A 19612-nucleotide genomic window follows, 5' to 3' on the forward strand; every position below is an offset into this window, starting at 1 on the left:
CATGGCCGGGCGTAGCGAACTCTCCGAGAAAGTCGTCGAGTTCCTCTCGGCCGGCACCCGCACCGGCATGCTCGGCTACCTCGCCGCCGACGGGCGGCCGCTGGTGGCACCGGTGTGGATCATCGTCGACGACGACCAGGTGGTGTTCAACACCGGCCGTGACACGGCCAAAGGCCGGTCACTGCACCGTGATCCGCGGGTGGTGATCTGCGTGGACGACCCCCACCCGCCCTATTCGTTCGTAACAGCGTCCAGGGCCGCAAAAAAGAAGCGTCAGTGAGCGAGGACCCGCAGGACCTGCTGGACACCGCGACGCGGATCAGCGCCCGCTACATGGGCGCTGAGCGCGCCGCCGAGTTCGGCCGCCGCAACGCCGTGCCGGGCGAACTGGTGGTGCGGGTGCGCCCGACCAAGGTCAACTCGGCGTTCGACATCGCCGACTGAACCCGCGGGGAATCAACTCGGCTCGGGTCCTCCGACGGCTTCGGGTCCCGGCTCCGCCGCGGGCTCCGAATCCTGCTCGTCCGCCGCGACGGGTTCCGCCTCGCCCGCCGCCTCGGGCAGCTGTCCGGCGAGATATTCGGCGAGCCCCCCGATCGTCGGGTAGTCGAACACCGCGGTGGCGTTGATCGTGAACGCGCCACCGAACTGGCTGTGCAACCGGTTGCGAAGTTCGACCGCCATCAGAGAATCCGTACCGAGGTCCAGGAACCTGCTGGTGGCGGCCGGTGGTTGCGCGAGCCGCAGGAAGCCCTGCACCTCGCGCTGCAGGAACTCGGTGATGAAACCGGCGCGCCGGGCCGCCGGTATCTCCTGCAGTTGCCGGAGCAGCTCACTGTCGCCGGTCGTCTCCCCGACGGCGCTGGGCAACACCAGGTCGAGAATCGGGGGACGGGAACTGCCCAGCACCTTCGCGACACGCTGCCAGTTGGCCTTGATGACGGTTGCCTGCCCCGTTCCGTTGGCGACGGCTTCGGCGAGCGCGTTGAGTGCGGCCGAGGGATCCAGCGAAACCAGGCCCTGCGCACCGATATTGGCGCGCGCGGCCTCCGAGGAAGCCATGCCGCCCTGCGCCCAGGGGCCGAAGTTGACCCCGGTCGCCGGCAGGCCAAGCGCCTTCCGCTGGGCGACCAGCCCGTCGAGCCACGCATTGGCCGTCGAATAGTTGGCCTGACCGGGTGAACCCAGCAAGCTGGACACCGACGAGGACACGATGAAGAAGTCGAGATCGTCGTCCTTCGTCGCGCGGTCCAGATACGAGGCTCCGAACGCCTTGGGCGCCAACGTGGTTCGGAACCGTTCGACGCTCTGTTGGGACAACAGGGCGTCATCGAGGACGCCCGCCAGATGCGCCACACCCGCGAGCGGCGGCAGCTCCGCCCGGATCCGCTCCACCAGTTTCGAGACCTCGGATTCGTCGCCGACATCGGCGGCGAAGGTGTGGATGCGGCACCGGTAGCGCTCGACGATCTCCCCGATGGTCCGTTGGGCGTCTGCGTCGGGGGCACGCCGGCTCGTCAAGACGATGTCTCCGGCACCGAGTTGGGCCAGATAGGCCGCCAGGTGCAAACCGATCGCACCGAGTCCACCGGTGACCAGATAGCTCCGATCACCCCGCGGCTGAAGCCGGTTGGGCATCTGCAGCACGATCTTGCCGATGTGCCGCGCCTGCTGCATCCGGCGGAACGCCGTCTTGGCCTCGGTCAGCGGATAGATCTCGGCGGGCAGTGGCGTCCACTCGCCGCGGGCCAGCCCGTCCGACACCTCGCGCAGCAGGCCCCGGATGCGTTCGGGCTCCTGGAAGGTGACCGTGTCGAGCGCGACGATCTCGTAGGCGATGTCGGGTCGGGCCGCCGCCATCTGCTCGCGCGTCCAGATGTCGCGCTTGGCGATCTCGGCGAATCGGCCGTTCTGGGCGGTGGCCCGCACGGTCGCCTCGACGAACCCCTCGTTGGTCAGGCTGTTGAGCACCACGTCCACGCCGGCACCGTCGGTGTCGGCGAGGATCTGGTCGGCGAAATCCGTACTGCGCGAGTCGTAGACGTGCTGCACACCCAGCTTGCGCAGTGTCGCGCGCTTGTAGGTGCTCGCGGTGGCGAAGACGGTCGCGCCGTGCTGCTGCGCCATCTGGATCGCGGCCAATCCGACACCACCGCTGGCGGCGTGGATGAGTACCCGGTCGCCGGGCTTGAGCTGTGCCCAGTCGAACGCGAGCCGCGCGGTGAGCGCTGCAGCGGGGATGGTCGCCGCGTCCACCGCACTCACGCGAGCGGGGATCGGCGCCAGCAGCTGGGCCGGCACGTTGAACCGGCTGGCGAACGCGCCCTGCATGAAGCCATAGACGCGCTGGCCGACCTCGAGCCCGGTGACACCGCCACCCAATTGGGTGACGACGCCGGCGAAATCGCCGCCGATCGGGCCCGGGTCGCCGGGGTAGAGGCCCAGCACGTTGAGCACATCCCGGAAGTTCAGGCCGGCGGCCTCCACCCGGACCTGCACGTAGCCGTCGCCCGGCGGCGGCACTTCGGTCTCGGCCAGGCGCAGGTTGTCGATCGCGCCGCGCTCGGTGGGGGCCAGCGCGTAATCGGCCGCGCGCGGCACCGTGAGGTGGCCGCTGCGCGACCACTGCAGTAGCCGCGGCGCCAGGAACTTGCCTTGGCGCAGTGCCAGTTCGGGCTCCTCGACCGGTGTGCCGAGAAGACCGACCAGCGAGCGCACCGCATCTTTTGATCCGTCGTGGTCAACCAGCCTGCAGTGCAGGGCCGGTTCCTCGTTGGCGACGGTGCGGCCGAGTCCCCACAGCGCCGCCTGCACGGGGTCGACCGGTTCGCCGGATTCGGTCGCCACGGCCCGTTCGGTGATGATCCACAGGCCACCGGGCAGTTTCACCACGCCCGAGTCATCGGCGGCCTGCAACGTGTGCACGGCGCCGAGCAGCTGGGCGATCTCGGTTTCCAGCCGCGCGGCCGACTCGCCGGCCGACTCGGCCGCCCCCGGGCCCGCGCTGCGCCACACGATGCCCGAGAAGGGCATCCCACGCTCGCGGGCCTGCGCCAACAGCTGCCCCAACGGCTCCGGATCCGTCACCCGGTCGAACGCGATGCAGCCCGGCAGCTCGGCCGCCAGTTCGTTGAACCCGGCGACCAGCCAGGTGCCGGCCATGCTCGCCGTGTCACCGCTCGACGGCGGAGGCGGCACCTCGTGCCAACCCAGGGTGTACAGCTGCCGGGTGGCGTCGCCACCGAGTCCCCGCAGCAACGCCTCCCGGGGAGCGCGCTTGACGGTGAACTCGCGGATGCCGCCGAGGCGGCGGCCATCCCGGTCGACGAAGTCGAGATCGAAGACCTGGGTTTCGCTGTCGAGGGCGCTGGTGTGCCACTTCGCGCGGCAGTAGAACCGCCGGGGCATCTTCTCCAGCAGTTCGACTTGCCCGTACCGCAACGGCAGGAAGAGATCGTTCACCCCTGCCTCGGCCGCGAGCAGCGCCGGGAACGCCGGGAAGGCGACGCCGGTGCACAGGTCGAGCAGCACCGGGTGCATGGGCTCGGTACCGAGATGTTCGGCGAGTTCTTCGCCGACGGTGACGTCACCGATCGCTTCGCCCTCGCCCAGCCACAACGACTTCAGGGAACCGGACCAGTTGGGCCCCCAGGCCAGCTCCATGTCGGCGAAGGTCTCGAACAGCTGCTGCGGACGCATGCGCTCCATCCGCTCGGTGGCCGTGTCGATGGGTTCCGCGGCGTCGGATGCCGGCTCCTCCTCGACAGGGGCGGCACCGTTGACGACGGTGCCGTCGGCGTTCAGCGACCACTCGGCATCGCTGACGCCGTAGGGGCGGCTGTGCACCCGGAAGCTCCAGCCGGCACCGTCCTCCAGCGGATGCAGAGTCAACTGCACCTCGCGAGAAGCTTTCTCGGACAGAATGATCGGCTCGTAGAAGAAGACGTCCTGCACGCGCCCCGGCGGCCCGGCGGCGGCCAGGGCCATCGCCGCGTACGTGGCCCCCGGGACGACGACGGTGCCGTAGATGACGTGATCGGACAGCCACGGCTGCGACTTGACCGACAGCCGACTGGTGTACACGGAGTCGCCGGAAGCGAGATCTTTTGCGCTACCGAGGATTCCGGACACCGCACCGCCGTGTCCCTCGAGGCCCGCGATCCCGGACGCCTTGGGCCAGAAGCGGCGGCGCTGGAACGGGTAGGTGGGCAGCTCGAGTTTGCGGCGGGGTTGGCGATGCGGCGCCGCGAAACTGGGCCGATGGCCGCTGACGTAGGCCGCGGCCAGCGCCTCGGCGATCTGGCGCCGGTCGCCGACGCCCTTGCGCAGGGAGACGACCGCACGCGGGGCGGCCAGGTGCTCCGGCCAGACCTGCACCGCGGCCCCCGTCAGAACCGGCTGCGGACCGATCTCCATCAACACCGAGCAGCCCAGCGCCGCCACGGTGCGCACGCTTTCTGCGAACTGCACGGGCTGGCGGGAATGGCGCCGCCAATACTGGGCGTCCAGCGGGGTGTCGGGCGTGAGCACGGCGCCGGTGCGGTTGCACACCAGCGGCAACGTCGGCACGGCGAACTCCAACCGCGCCGCGTACGACTCGAATTCATCGAGCACCGGCTCCAGCAACTCCGAATGGAAGGCGTGGCTGGTTTCCAGCCAGGTGCACCGGGCCCCGTCGTTGCCACACCTGCCGAAAATCTCTTCCAGGTCTTCGCCGGGACCCGACAGCACCGTGTTGGGGCCGTTGTAAGCGGCGACCGAGACCCGGGGAAATTCGTTGGCGAACCCCTCGACGTATTTGGCGTCGGCGAACACGGCCACCATTCGCCCGCCGTCGGGCAGGCTGCCGAACAACCGGCCACGCTCGGCCATCAGCCGTACGCCATCCTCGAGGCCGAACACGCCGGCCACACACGCCGCCGCGTACTGGCCGACGCTGTGCCCCAGGACCACGTCGGGCTCGACGCCCCACGACTGCCACAGGCGGGCCAGCCCCATCTCGACCGCGAACAGCGCGGGCTGCGCAAACGACGTGTGCCGCAGCGCTTCTCCGGCTTCGGGGTCGCTAGCGAACAATACCTCGAGCAGCGGGCGCGGCAGCATCCCGTCGACCGCGTCCGCGCAGCGTCGCACCGTGTCGGCGAAAACCGGCTCGGCGTCGTACAACTCGCGCGCCATCCCGGGGTATTGACTACCCTGACCGGTGAAGAACCAGGCCGTCGTCGGGGCGTCCGTGCACTCGCCGCGCACCACTCCGGGCCGCATCCGGTTCTCGGCCAACTCAGCCAGCAGATCGCGGGCGCCCTGAACCGAATCGACGACCAGCGCGGCGCGGTGTTCGAAATGCGAACGCCCGACCGCCGCGGTGAAGCACACGTCGGCGATGTCGACCTTCGGGTGGGCGTTCAACCACTCCCCGTATCGCTGTGCCAGATCGATCAGACCCTGCGGCGACCGCGCGGACAGCGGCAGCACCTCGACCGGCTCGTCTGCAGCGTCCACCTCCGCCACCGCGGTGACGTCGAGGGCGCGATCCCCCGTCGAGTACTCGTCGGCGGTCGCCGATTGTGGCGGTGCCTCCTCGATCAGCACGTGTGCGTTCGTCCCGGTGAACCCGAAGGAACTGATGCCGGCGCGCCGCAGCCTGCCGTTCGCCTGCCACGGCATCGGCTCGTCGACGACCTGCACCGGCAGCGAGTTCCAGGGAATGTGCGGCGACGGTGTCTGGAAGTGCAGGCTCTTGGGCAGCATCTCGTGCTGCAGGGACAACACGACCTTGATCAGACCGGCGACCCCGGACGCCGCCTCGAGGTGGCCGATGTTGGTCTTCACCGATCCGATCAGCAACGGCCGGTCCGGCTCCCGGGCGGCACCGTAGACGGCCCCGGCCGCCTGCACCTCGATCGGATCGCCCAGCGCGGTTCCCGTCCCGTGCGCCTCGAGGTAGTCGACGTCCCCGCCGGCGAAACCCGCGCGAGCCAGCGCCGTGGTGATAAGTCGTTGCTGGGCAAGCCCGTTGGGCACCGTCAACCCACTGGAGGCGCCATCCTGATTGACCGCGCTGCTCGGGATGACCGCGCAGACCCGATCGCCGTCGCGCACCGCATCGCTCAGCCTCTTGAGCACCAGGACCCCGCAGCCCTCGCTACGCACGTAGCCGTCGGCGGAGGCGTCGAAGGTCTTGCACCGCCCCACCGGGGAAAGCATCCTGGCGCGCGAGGCCGCGATGACGGTCACCGGGCTCAGCAACACGTTCACCCCGCCGGCCACCGCCAGATCGCAGTCGCCGGAGTGCAACGCCTGGCAGGCCTGATGGACGGCCACCAACGACGAGCTGCAGGCGGTATCGACCGCGACCGCCGGCCCTTCCAGGCCGAGCGCGAAGGCGACGCGGCCCGAGACGGCATTGAGCGCATTGCCGGTGATGAAGTAGGGCTCGAGCTTTTCGACCGACTCCGCGGACAGCAGATGCGAATACTCGTTGGCGCCGACCCCGACGAAGATGCCGGTTCGGCTGCCGCGCAGCGCGGACGGCGCGTACCCCGCCCGTTCGATGCCCTCCCACACGGTTTCGAGCATCAGCCGCTGTTGCGGTTCGATCCAGACCGCCTCGCGCGGGGAGATACCGAAGAACTCCGGGTCGAATCCGTCGATGGCGTCGAGGAATCCGCCGAAACGGCTGTAGATCTTGCCCGGCGCCTCCGGGTCGGGATCGTAGAACTCGTCGATGTCGAACCGGTCTTCCGGGACCTCCCGGATCGCATCGACACCGCCGGACAGCAGCTCCCAGAATGCTTCCGGGTCGGGCGCACCGGGGAAACGGCACGACACCGCGACGATCGCGATCGGCTCGTCGGTGCGTGTCGTCACTGCCGACGCCTGCGGGCGCCGCGAACCGGCCCCCGAACCAGCCGATGCCTGGTCGTCGAGCCCGAGCACGTCGCCGAGCAGGTAATCCGCCACGTCGGACAGACGTGGGTAGTCCATCGCCAGGGTTGCGGGGATCTCCTTGCCGACGCCTTGCTCGATGCGTTGCCGCAATTCGATGGCCATCAGGGAATCCATGCCGAGGTCGAAGAATCCGGCGTCCTCACGGATTTCGGCGGCATCGACGCGCGTCACCTCCGCCACCGCCTCGCGCAGGTAATCCACGAGCATCTTCCTGCGCCGCTGTACCGGAGCGTGGGTGAGCTGCTCGACCAACCGGGTCTTCCCGGAAAGAGTTGCGGACGCCGCGACCCCCGTCGCCTCGGTGGGCACCTCGCGCTCCAGTTCCGCGAGGAGCGACCGCCTCCCGGCTTGCTGGTACAGCGGCAGGAAGCGGGCCCAGTCGATCCGGGCCACCACCCCTTGCGCGGGACCCGGCGCCTCCCCCGGCGCGCACGAAGCCGCCATGACGTCGGCCATACCCGCCAGCGCGTCGGCGGCCGACAATGTCCGCACCCCGCGCTGCGCCAGTCGCGTGCGAGCCTCCTCGTCGGCCATGCCGGCGGACCAGGGGCCGAAATTGACGCTGATGCCCCCCCTCCCGCGCAGCCGCCAGGCCAGCCCATCGAGGAAGGCGTTGGCCGCGCCGTAGGCGGTCTGGCCGAAGCTGCCCCATACCGAGGCGATCGAGGAGGTGCTGAGGAAGAAGTCCAACTGCAGGTCGGCGGTAGCTTCGCTCAAATGCCAAGCACCCCAGACTTTCCCGGCGAACACACGGTCGACTTCGGCATCGTCGAGGGTGCGCAGCGGGGTGGTGCCGATCTCGCCCGCGGCGTGCACGATGCCGGCCAGCGGCGGCAACTCGGCCTGCACGGTGGCCAGCAGGCGCGCGACGTCGTCGGCGTTCGCGACGTCGGCCGCGACGACCATGACCTCGCAGCCGTGCTTTTCGCGGATCGCGTCGATGCGCCGTTGCGCGGCGTCGCCGGGTGCGCGCCGGCTGGTCAGCACGAGGTGCCGGGCGCCGTTCGCGGCCAGATAGGCGGCAATCTCCAGCCCGATCGCGCCCAGCCCGCCGGTCACCAGATACGTTGCGTCAGAACGTAATTCCGGCGGTGCGCCGCTCGGTTGCCGAAGCTGCCGAACCAGCCGCGGCACATAGACCGCCTGCTCACGCAGCGCGAACTGGTCTTCCCGCGCGGACGAGCCGCGCGGGGCCGCCGCGACCTGGTCGATCAACGCCGACCAATCTGCGGTCGTCGGCGCTGCGGTCCCTTCGGCCAGGTCCGCCAGTCCGCCCCACACCTGCGGATGCTCCAGCGCGGCGGCACGGCCGAACCCCCACAGGCAACTCTGGTCCGGTGACACGGTGTCGGCGTCGATGACTCGCTGGGCGTTGCGGGTCACCAACCAGATGGGTGCGCGCAGTTCGGCGGCGACCGCGGCGCGGAAGAGCCGCCGTGTACCGCCCAGGACCCGGTGCTGCATTTCCGACAGCGACAGCGTCGTCGGCCCGGCGCCGGAGTCGAGGGCCGAGACATGCAGGATGCGCAGCGCCGGCTCGTCCGCGGCGGCGGCGCGCAACGCGTTCCCGAGTTCCTCCTCGTCCGCGTCGGACGCCGGCAGCCCCAGCATCCGATGCCGGTGTCCACGCGCGGTCAGCGCGTCGACCAACGGCGCAACCACGTCGGCGTCGTCGCCGATGAGAAGCCAGTACGGTGCGTCGCCGGCTTCCGCACCGGACGCGGCGGCGGTGCATTTGTCCCACCGGATCTCGTAGCGCTCATCCGCGATCGACCGGGTCGCACGCTGCCGGTTGTGTTGCGCGGCAAGCTTGGTCAGCACCTCCACGGTCTGCTGGTTGCCCCTCGCACCGTCCAGGAGCGCGGCCAGTTCCTCGATCTGATCCGCTTCGAGAAGCCGGACCGCCTGGCTGCTGGCGGCGACGCGCTGTTGCTGGTGGGGGCGTTCCCGATTGTCCCGGTACCAGTACTCGCGATGCTGGAACGGGTAGGTGGGCAGATCGAGCTTGCGCGCCGGTCCGATGAGCGTGCCGAAGTCGGGCAGGTGTCCCAGGACGTACGCCTCGGCGAACGCCTCGGTGATCTGACGGTGGTCGGCGCCGTTGCGGCGCAACGAAGCGATAGCCCGCGGCGCGGTGGCCGGGTCGGGCCAGGCCCGCAATGCCGCCGCGGTGAGCACCGGCTGCGGTCCGACCTCCACCAGCACTTTGCAGCGCAGATCGACGAGAGCGCGCACGCTCCTGGCGAATTCCACGGGCTGACGCGCGTGACGACGCCAATAGGCGCCGTCGATTGTCACGCTCCGGCCGAGCGCGGCGCCCGTGCGGTTGCACACCAGGATCTTTTCGGGTTCGCCGAATTCGAACCGATTCGCATAGGATTCGAACTCGTCGAGGATCGGGTCCAGCAGCGCCGAGTGGAACGCGTGGCTGGTGTCCAGCCAGTCGCAGCGCACACCGTCGTCTTCCAGGCCCTCCAGCGCCCGCTCGAGGTCCTCCGCGGGACCCGAGAGCACCGTGTTGGCGCCGTTGTACGCGGCCACCGACAGGCTCGGGTACTCGTCGGTGAGGCTCTCCACGCGCTCGGGGCCGGCGAAGATCGCGACCATGCGGCCACCGGCGGGCAGGCTGCCGAACAGCCGGCCGCGCTCGGCCATCAGCAGGGCCCCGTCCTCGAGGCCGAACACGCCCGCGACGCACGCGGCCGAGTACTGGCCCACGCTGTGGCCCAGCACCACGTCGGGCTCGAAGCCCCAGGACTGCCAGAGCCGGGCCAGGCCCATCTCCACCGCGAACAACGCGGGCTGGGCGTAGGTGGTCAGCCGCAGGGTGTCTTCGTTCTCCGGATCGAAAATGACTTCCAGCAGCGGCTTTTCGAGCACGCCGGCGATCGCCTCCGCGCACCGGGTCATCGTCTCGGCGAACACCGGCTCGGTCTCGAACAGCTCCCGGGCCATCCCGGTGTACTGGCTGCCCTGACCGGTGAACAGCCATGCCGTCTTCGGCGTCCTGTCCGAAACACCGCGCACCAGGCCCGGCGCGGGGCGATCGTCCGCGAGCGCACCGAGCAGCTCACCGGCGGATTCGGTCGAATCGACCACCAGCGCGGCCCGGTGCTCGAAGTGCGCTCGCCCCGTTCCCGCGGTAAAGCAGAGATCGGCCAGCGTGACCTCCGGGTGCGCGCTCAACCAGCTGCGGTAGTGGTCGGCCAGCTGCACCAGCGCGGCCGGCGTGCGCGCCGAGAGCGGGAGCACGCTGAAGCGTCGATTCCCGGGCCGCTCGACCGGACCCGGTGCGATCGCGAGCCGACCGGCCTGATCGGGTGCCACCGGGGCCTCTTCGATGACGACGTGCGCGTTGGTCCCGGCGAACCCGAACGAGCTGACCCCGGCGATGCGGGGCCGACCATCGCGTTCCCAGGGAGTGGCCTCCCGCACGACCTGCAGCGCCAGCCGGTCCCAGGGGATGTGCGGCGACGGATTGCGGAAGTGCAGGTGCGCCGGCAACACCTCGTGCTCGAGCGACAGGATGACCTTGATGACGCCGGCGATCCCCGCGGCCGCCTCCAGGTGCCCGATGTTGGTCTTCACCGACCCGATCAACAGCGGCCGGTCCGCGTCGCGCCCCTCGCCGAACACCGCACCGGCGGCCTGGGCCTCGATCGGGTCGCCCAGCGACGTCCCGGTGCCGTGCGCCTCCAGGTATCCGACGTCCCCGGGTGCGATGCCGGCCCGCCGCAGCGCTTGGGCGATAACCCGTTGCTGCGCAATGCCGTTCGGCACCGTCAAACCACCCGATGCGCCGTCCTGGTTGATCGCGCTACCCCGGATCACGGCCCGGATCCGGTCGCCGTCACGGACCGCGTCTTCGAGCCGCTTGACGACGATGACACCGCACCCCTCGCCGCGCACGTACCCGTCGGCGGACGCGTCGAAGGTCTTGCACCGGCCGTCGGGCGCGAGCATGTGCGCGCGGGAAAAGGTGATCATGGTCGCCGGGGTGAGCAGGACATTCGCGCCGCCGGCCAGCGCGAGGTCGCAGTCCCCCAAAAGCAGCGCCTGGCACGCCTGATGGATCGCCACCAACGACGAGCTGCACGCCGTGTCGACGGCCACCGACGGGCCCTGTAGCCCCAGCCGATGGCTGATCCTGCCCGCTGCCGCGGCATTCGAGGTCCCGATTGCCATGTAGGCCTCGATCTCGGGGTAAGTCAGCTCGCCGGAGGCCATCCCCAGGTAGTCATGGGTGGCCAAGCCGACGAACACGCCGGTGTTGGTGTCCGCCAACGCAGTTGGTGCGATACCCGCATGCTCCACCGCACGCCAGGCCGTCTCCAGCAGGAGTCGGTGCTGCGGGTCCAGCAGCCTGACCTCGCGCGCCGACATCCCGAAAAACGGAGCGTCGAACCCCGTCACGTCGTCAACAAAACCCGCCCGGCGGGTCGCAATCTTGCCGGGGGCATCGGGATCGGGGTCGAAGAACTCGTCGACATCCCACCGGTCGGAGGGCACCTCGGATACCGCATCCCGGCCTTCGGCCAGCACCTGCCAGAATTCGTTCGCATCCGCGGCACCGGGAAAGCGGGCCGCGTAGCCGACGATCGCAAAACCCGATGTTCGCGTGCTCGGATTTTCGGCGGATGTCATGCGGTTGTCCTAACTATCTCGATCCGGAGCTCCGATGCGCGCCGACGCTTGCGGCGCCGGAACCTGGTTGTGTCCACATGGGTTCCGAGCTGCTCACTGCGCCCACCCTAGACCGGACCTGGCGGAACTCCACCGAATTGGCCCCCCGACACCATCGTGGGCACTGTACACATGCCCGCCGGATCGCGCAGCCGAATCGCCTCCGCGGCAAGTATGCCAAGCATGCGTGCTTCGCGTGCCGCATCGCGCCGGTATCATTCGGGCACGGCCGCGCGCCGGGCCCTCCGCGTCGGGCGGTGCCGCACCACCAGAACCACCACCGCCCGCCGAACCCGGCCGGCCGTGGCGGGGGCATCTGCCCATATCACCGACGGTGGTTGCCGCAAGGGCTATCTTGGTCTCGCGACCAGCGCGGCCCGGCTGCCGCCTTGGAAAACGTGGAAAACCGGGGAGAACGTATTGCAAATCGGGCAAATAACGATCGGCTCACTCGACGATTGGAGGCCGACTCCAGGCACGGTCATTTCCTGGCACCCGACCACCGCGGCTGCCGAAAAGGCCCGGCAGGCCCCGGTCAGCTCCGTGCCGGTCAGCTACATGCAGGGCCAGCATCTTCGCAATTATCACGAGCGTACGGTCGCGGGCCTGGGCTTCTCGCGGCAGATCATCGGCACCTGCGACGTGCCCGGCCGGTGTGATGTCGCGGCCATGGACCGCGCCCTCAACGCCTACCTGCGTCGGCATGACACGTTCCGGAGCTGGTTCGACCACATCGGTGACGGAAAGTTCGTAAGGCACGCCATCAACGACCCTGCGGACATCGAGTTCGTGCCGATCGACCACGGCACGATGACGGTCGACGAAATACGCGCCCATCTCGTGGGCATCCCGAATCCGCTGGAGTGGGGCTGCTGGACCTTCGGGATCGTGCAGAGCGAAGACCGTTTCACTTTCTTCGCCGCCATGGACCACGTCCACGGCGATGCGACCCTGATCGGCACGACGATGCTCGAGGCCAATGGGATGTATACGGCGTTGAGCGAAGGCGCCGAAGGCCTGGCGCTTCCCGATGCGGGCAGCTTCGACGAGTTCTGCGCCCGCGAGCGCCAGTACACGTCGACGCTGACCGTGGATTCGCCTCAGGTACGCGCGTGGATCGACTTCGCCGAGAACAACAACGGTAGCTTTCCCGAGTTCCCGCTGCCACTGGGTAACCCGCTGGAGCCCGGCGGCAGCGACATGGTCTCCGAACTGCTGATGGACGCGGAGCAGACGGAGCGGTTCGAATCGGCCTGCACGGCGGTCGGCGCGCGGTTCGTCGGCGGCTTGTTCGCGTGCATCGCCCTGGTGGAGCACGAGTTCACCGGTGCTCTGACCTACTACGGCCTCACCCCCAGGGATACACGCAGAACCACGGACAACTTCATGACGCAGGGCTGGTTCACCGGCCTGGTGCCGATCACCGTGCCGATAGCCGCGGCCTCTTTCAGCGATGCCGCCTGGGCGGCGCAGGCGTCTTTCGATTCGGGCCAGCACCTGGCGAAGGTGCCGTACTACCGGGTATTGGAACTGGCGCCGTGGCTGAGCTGGCCACAGCCGAACTTCCCGGTGACGAACTTCTTGCACGGCGGCGCGGCGCCGCTCAACGCCGTGCTCGCGGCAGCCGACCTGGGTTATGCGAACAACATCGGGATCTACTCCGACAGCCGGTTCTCCTACCAGCTGACCATTTACATATTTCGCTACGGGGCGGGCACGGCGATGGCGATCATGTATCCCGACAACCCGGTGGCCGAGAAATCAGTCACCCGCTATCTCGAAGCGATGAAGTCCGTGTGCACGCGGGTCGCCGGCCGCGGGCACTGGGGGCGCGTTGCCTAGCTCGGAGTACTTCGCTGGCGCTCATCCGGCTCGGATCGCGGAACTGCGCGATCCGACGGCGGCCGGGAGAGCGTTGGCGCGGGTCGCCGGCGAGCGCCGGCCGGGGTTGAGGACGACATGCGACGGCTAGCGGATTTCGTGGTGCGGTGGCCCTGGGCGGTGATCGGGATCTGGCTCGCGATCGCGGCCGCCCTGCCGCTGGCACTGCCGTCGCTCAACGAGATGGCCCAGAAGCATCCGCTCACCATTCTGCCCAACGATGCACCGTCGAACGTCGCCGCCAAGAAGATGACCGAGGCGTTTCACGAATCGGGCTCGGACGACCTGCTGCTGGTCGTCCTGACTGACGACAAGGGGCTCGGCCCCGCCGACGAAGCCGCCTACCGCAAACTGGTGGACGGTCTGCGCCAGGACCCGCGGGATGTCCTGATGCTGCAGGATTTCGTCAGCACGCCGCCCCTACGTCCGGTCCTCACCAGCAAAGACCACAAAGCCTGGGTGCTGCCGGTCGGCGTGGCGGGGGAACTGGGCACTCCGCGGTCCTATGCCGCTTTCCAACGGATCGGCGACATCGTCGCGCACACCGTCTCCGGCACGCCCCTGACGGCACACCTCACCGGCCCCGCGGCAACCGTCGCCGACCTCACGGTCGCGGGCGATCGGGACCGGCTCCCCATCGAGTTGGCGATCGCCGTCCTGGTGCTCATCGTCCTGCTGATGGTCTACCGCAGCGCGATCACGATGCTGCTGCCGTTGGCGACGATCGGGTTGTCGCTGGTGATCGCGCAGGCGTTGGTGGCCGGCTATTCGCAACTGACCGGCTCGGGCGTCTCGAACCAGTCCATCGTGTTCCTGAGCGCGATCATGGCCGGCGCCGGAACCGACTACGCGGTGTTTCTCATCAGCCGGTATCACGACTACCGGCGATCCGGCGCGGATTTCGATCAGGCGGTCAAGAAGGCGATGACCTCGATCGGAAAGGTGATCACCGCATCCGCCAGCACCGTGGGAATCACCTTCCTCCTCATCAGCTTCGCGCGGATGGGGGTGTTCAAGACGGTCGGGTTCTCGGCGGCGATCGGGATCGGCGTGGCATACCTGGCCGCGATGACGTTGCTGCCGGCGATCATGGTGATCGCCGGTCCGCGCGGCTGGGTCAAGCCGCGGCGCGAACTGACCGCCCCGTTCTGGCGGCGTTCGGGCATCCGCATCGTGCGCCGGCCGGCGGTACATCTGGTCGCCAGCCTGCTGGTGCTGGCCATCCTGGCCAGCTGCGCCACCTTCGTCCGCTACAACTACGACGATCGCAAGGCCCTGCGGGCTTCCGCTCCGAGTTCCCTCGGGTACGCCGCGCTGGATCGCCACTTCCCCGTCAACCAGTCCATCCCGGAGTACATCCTCGTCCAGTCGCCGCACGACCTCCGCACGCCCCGGGCCCTCGCCGACCTGGAACAGATGGCGCACCGGGTCAGCCAGCTGCCGAACGTCGCCGCGGTCAGCGGCATCACCCGTCCCACCGGAAACGTGCCCGAACAGTTCCGGGCCACCTATCAGGCGGGCGCCATCGGAACCCTGCTGGCCAGCGGGTCCACCCTGATCAGCGACCACACCGGCGACCTGAACCGCCTGGTGGAGGGAGCCGGCACGCTGGCCGACAACCTCAGTCACGTGCGCGGCCAGGTCGACCAGCTCGCCGCCGGCGTGCACGAGCTGGAGAATGCCTTCTCCTCGGCGAAGAACCAGTACAGCGGCGACACACTCGTCAAAGAGGTCGACATCGCGGCCCAACTCGTCGACCACGTGAACTCGCTCAGCAACGCGATGGGCTGGAACTTCTCCGCCGCCAAGAACATGTTCGGGTGGATGAGCCCGGTGCTGGCGGCGCTGCAGGGCAACCCGGTCTGCGACGCCGACCTGTCGTGCAGCGACACCCGCGCGACCTTGGAGCAACTGACCGGGGGGCGCGATCAGGCGGACCTCGACGCGATCAACGACCTGTCCCACCAACTGCAGGAGTATCCGGACAAGCGGGCCCTCAAAGCGTCCACCGACCGCCTGCGTCAGGCGCTGGCGAAGCTGGCCGCCGTGCTGAAGTCGATGGGGATGGACCAACCCGGCGGCCTGCAGGCGAACCTGAACAGCCTGCAAAGCGGCGCCGATCGATTCGCCGGCGGGAGCCGCCAGGTGGCCGACGCGGTGGCTCAACTCGTCGACCAGGTCAAGCGCCTCGGGGCGGGGCTCAGCGAATCGGCGGATTTTCTGTTGTCGCTGAAGCAAGACGCGGCACAACCGGCGATGGCCGGGTTCAACATCCCCTCGCAGCTGCTGCACCTGCAGGAATTCCAGAAGGCCGCCAAGGTGTTCATCTCGCCGGACGGCCACTCGGTGCGGTACCTGGTGCAAACTAAGCTGAACCCGTTCAGCAACGAGGCCATGGACCAGGTCAACGCGATCATCGCCACGGCGCGGGGAGCCCAGCCGAACACCGCCCTGGCCGACGCCACGGTGTCGATGGCGGGTTTCACCGTCGGCCTGAAAGACACGCGCGACTACTACGAACACGACATCCGGTTCATCATCGCGGTGACCCTGCTCGTGGTGCTGTTGACGTTGATCGTGCTGCTGCGTGCGATCGTGGCGCCGCTGTATCTGGTTGCTTCCGTGGTCGTTTCGTACTTGTCGGCGGTGGGTGTCGGCGTGCTGGTGTTTCAGTTCCTGCTCGGCCAGCATCTGCATTGGAGCGTGCCGCCGCTGGCGTTCGTCGTGCTGGTCTCGGTGGGAGCCGATTACAACATGCTGCTGGTCTCGCGGATGCGTGACGGATCTCCGCACAGCGTGCGGTACGGCATCATCCGGACCCTCAGTTCGACGGGCGGTGTGATCACCGCGGCGGGTCTGATCTTCGCCGCCTCGATGGGCGGCCTGCTGTTCTCCAGCATCGGCACCGTGGTCCAGGGCGGCTTCGTGATGGGTGTGGGAATCCTGCTCGACACCTTCCTGGTTCGCACCATCACGGTGCCCGCCATCGCCGCGCTGGTCGGTCAGGCGAACTGGTGGCCGTCACGGGCGGGCGCGCCGAGGCGCAACCGGGTTAGCGCGCGAACTTGATGTGTGTGAAACTAGAGGATCCGAGGGGTCAGGGGTAGGGATGAAGAAACTGGTCGCGGGAGTCGCCGCGCTGGTAACCGTCAGCGCCACAGCATGTTTCGGCGTCCCCACCGCCTCGGCCCCCACCGCGTCGGCCGATGACACGCCCATCGGCGGGCCGCCGACACCGGGGGCACCGGGCGACCAGACCGCGTACGCGCTCGGGGGCGCTCACGTTCTGGGCATCCCCTACGACGAGTACATCCGCCAGGAGGGCGCCCAATGGTTCCCCGGCCAGCAGCGCGAAATCATCGGCTACCCGGCGGGGCAGGTGCAGGGCCACGTGCTGGGGCGACTGTTCCCGGGCATCGGCAAGCTCGATGAGAACTTCCCGGGCCTGGGCCTGGACGGGCCCAGCGTCGGCGAGTCGGTCGACGTGGGAATAGACAATCTCGTCGGGGCGATCAAGTCGGGTCGGCCCGGCACCGCGATCGGCTTGTCCGAGGGCGGGTTCGTGGTCGACGGCGCGCAGGCTCGACTGGCCGACGACCCGGCCGCTCCGCCGCCGGACACCCTGAACTTCGCCACATTCGGCGACCCGATCGGGCGGCACGCCTTCGGTCAGAGTTTCCTGTCCGCCATGTTCCCCGTCGGCAGCGTCGTCCCCGCGCTCGACTACACCATGCCGCCCCCGTACCAGAGCCAATACGACACCGACAAGTTCGTGGCCGCGTACGACTCCATCGCGGACTTCCCGGACCGGCCGGACAACATGTTCGCCCTCGCCAACACCGTCATGGGCCTGGCCACGGGTCACACCGCGGTGGCCTTCACGAACCCGGGCATGGTGCCGCCGCAGAACATCAGGACCACGGTCAACTCCAGGGGCGCGAAGATCACGACGGTCATGGTCCCGGAGAAGCACCTTCCGCTGGTCATGCCCCTGGCCTACATCGGGATTTCGGAGGACACGCTCAACAAGCTCGACGCGATCCTGACGCCCCGGGTCAATGCGGGCTACGCGCGCAACGACGACCCGTCGACCGCCCCGGTTCAGGTGGACCCGCTGCACGGCTTCGACCCCGCGGAGGTCACCGCGCCGGCCAACCAGGCCACCTTCGGCGGCGGGGCCGACCCGTTCTCGCAGATCCTCGCCGGTGCCTTGTCCGTGTTGTCCCATGGCGCGGGACAGGCCGACCACTGACTCCGATGCGCCGCCTCGGAGAAATCGGCACGGACGTGATGTGACGCAGCCCCAGTCTTCCATTCTCTCGATGCTGCACGGCCGTGCCAGCCTGCGGCCCGACGACGTCGCCTTTACGTTCACCGATTTCGACGACGACTGGGCGGGCGTTCCCGAGAGCCTCACGTGGTCGCAGTTGTCCCGCCGGACAATGAATTTGGCGCGCGAGCTCAGCCTGCACGGCTCGGCCGGGGACAGGGCGGTGATCCTGGCTCCGCAGTCCCTCGACTACATCGCGGCGTTCCTGGGAGCCATGCAGGCCGGCCTGATCGCGGTTCCGCTCCCGTTGCCGCACCGCGGCTCGACCCATGAGCGGGTGAGCGCGGTCCTCACCGACACGTCGCCCGCGGTTGTCCTCACGACGTCCGCGGTCGCGGAGGACATCACCGAATATGTCGATCGGGCACGCCTGGAGGCCGTGCCGAAGATCGTCGAAATCGATTCGCTGAATCTGGATGCCGATGGCGGAACATCCCTTCCGGCAACAGCTTTGCCCAGCGTCGCGTATCTGCAGTACAGCTCGGGCTCCACCCGGCTGCCGACCGGCGTGATGATCTCGCACCGCAACCTCCAGGTGAACTTCGAGCAGCTGATGCGGAGCTTTTTCACGGAGTCCAACATCAAAGCCCCGCCGGATCTCACCATCGTGTCGTGGCTGCCCTTCTACCACGACATGGGTTTGGTGCTGGGCGTCTGCGCACCGATCCTGGGCGGCTATCGCGGCGAGCTGGCGAGCCCGGTCTCGTTCCTGGAACGGCCCGCGAGGTGGGTGCGATCCCTGGCCACGAGTCCGCACGCGTTTTCGGCGGCGCCGAACTTCGCCTACGACCTGGCCGCCCGCAAAACCGGCGACGGCGACCTCGCCGGGCTCGAGCTCTCCGGCGTGCTGGGCATCATCAGCGGCGCCGAACGTGTCGAGCCGGCCACCTTGCAGCGCTTCGTCGACCGGTTCGCCCACTTCGGCTTTCAAGACCACATGGTGCGCCCCTCCTACGGCTTGGCGGAGGCGACCGTCTTCGTGACGGCCGGCACCTGGAGCGAGTCGTCGAGCGCGGTGCGCTTCGATGCCGATGAGCTGTCCGCCGGCCGCGTCCGGCCAGGTGCGGCCCGGACCGGCACGGCGCTGGTCAAATACAAAGTGCCGCACTCCCCGACGCTGCGGATCGTCGACGCCGACACGGGCCGGGAGTGCCCGCCCGACGTGGTCGGCGAGATCTGGCTACACGGCCCCAACGTCGCCGAGGGCTACTGGCGCAAGCCGCCGGAGGAGCAGCGCTGCTTCGGCGCGACGCTGGTGGACCCGTCGCCGGGCACGCCGGGCGGCCCGTGGCTGCGAACCGGCGACCTGGGTTTCGTCTTCTCCGGTGAGCTGTTCATCGTCGGGCGCATCAAGGACTTGCTGATCATCCGCGGGCGGAACCACTACCCCGAGGACATCGAGGCCACGGCCCAGGAGCTCACCGGGGGCCGGGTCGCGGCGATATCGGTTCCGGTGAACGGCACCGAGGAGCTGGTCACCGTGATCGAACTCAAGAAGAGGGGCGACTCCGACGAGGCGGCGCTGCACCGGCTCGCCCGCGTCAGAAGCGACGTCACGTCGGCGATATCCAACGCGCACGGCTTGAGCGTCGGCGACCTCGTTCTGGTGTCGCCCGGGTCGATACCCACCACGACCAGCGGCAAGATCCGGCGGGCCGCCTGCGTCGAGCAGTACCGCGAGGGCCGATTCACCCGGTTGGACGCCTGAGGAGCAACCAGGCGGCGGTGGGGGCCGCCCCGCCCGCGGGCACGGTGACCGGTTGCACA

General features: G+C 68.9%; 5 protein-coding genes and 1 pseudogene. 5 read left to right on the forward strand and 1 reads right to left on the reverse strand.

Annotated elements, in window-relative coordinates; all coding sequences use genetic code 11:
- Position 1 precedes the first annotated feature (1 nt).
- Positions 2 to 444: pseudogene (locus tag ACJ512_RS20680) on the forward strand (PPOX class F420-dependent oxidoreductase).
- A 12-nt stretch (positions 445 to 456) separates the two neighbouring features.
- On the opposite strand, the gene ACJ512_RS20685 reads toward ACJ512_RS20680, so the two are convergent.
- Positions 457 to 11595, reverse strand: a complete 11139-nt coding sequence (locus ACJ512_RS20685; protein WP_407685332.1) for a type I polyketide synthase — start codon at positions 11593 to 11595, stop codon at positions 457 to 459.
- Positions 11596 to 12054: 459 nt separating this feature from the next.
- Here ACJ512_RS20685 and ACJ512_RS20690 point away from each other — a divergent pair, with 459 nt between their 5' ends.
- The 4 genes from ACJ512_RS20690 to ACJ512_RS20705 all read left to right on the forward strand — a co-directional run bounded on the left by ACJ512_RS20690 (position 12055) and on the right by ACJ512_RS20705 (position 19553).
- Positions 12055 to 13476, forward strand: a complete 1422-nt coding sequence (locus ACJ512_RS20690; RefSeq protein ID WP_369741514.1) for a condensation domain-containing protein — start codon at positions 12055 to 12057, stop codon at positions 13474 to 13476.
- A gap of 117 nt (positions 13477 to 13593) precedes the next feature.
- Entirely contained in the window at positions 13594 to 16584 is a 2991-nt protein-coding gene (locus ACJ512_RS20695; RefSeq protein WP_407685333.1) for an MMPL/RND family transporter, read from the forward strand.
- A gap of 40 nt (positions 16585 to 16624) precedes the next feature.
- Positions 16625 to 17767, forward strand: coding sequence for an acyltransferase PE (gene pe, locus ACJ512_RS20700; RefSeq protein WP_369737942.1), 1143 nt, complete (start codon positions 16625 to 16627; stop codon positions 17765 to 17767).
- Between the two features lie 40 nt (positions 17768 to 17807).
- Entirely contained in the window at positions 17808 to 19553 is a 1746-nt protein-coding gene (locus ACJ512_RS20705) for an AMP-binding protein (RefSeq protein ID WP_407685334.1), read from the forward strand.
- Positions 19554 to 19612 lie beyond the last annotated feature (59 nt).

The organism is Mycobacterium cajalii (assembly GCF_045809005.2).
GTDB lineage: Bacteria > Actinomycetota > Actinomycetes > Mycobacteriales > Mycobacteriaceae > Mycobacterium.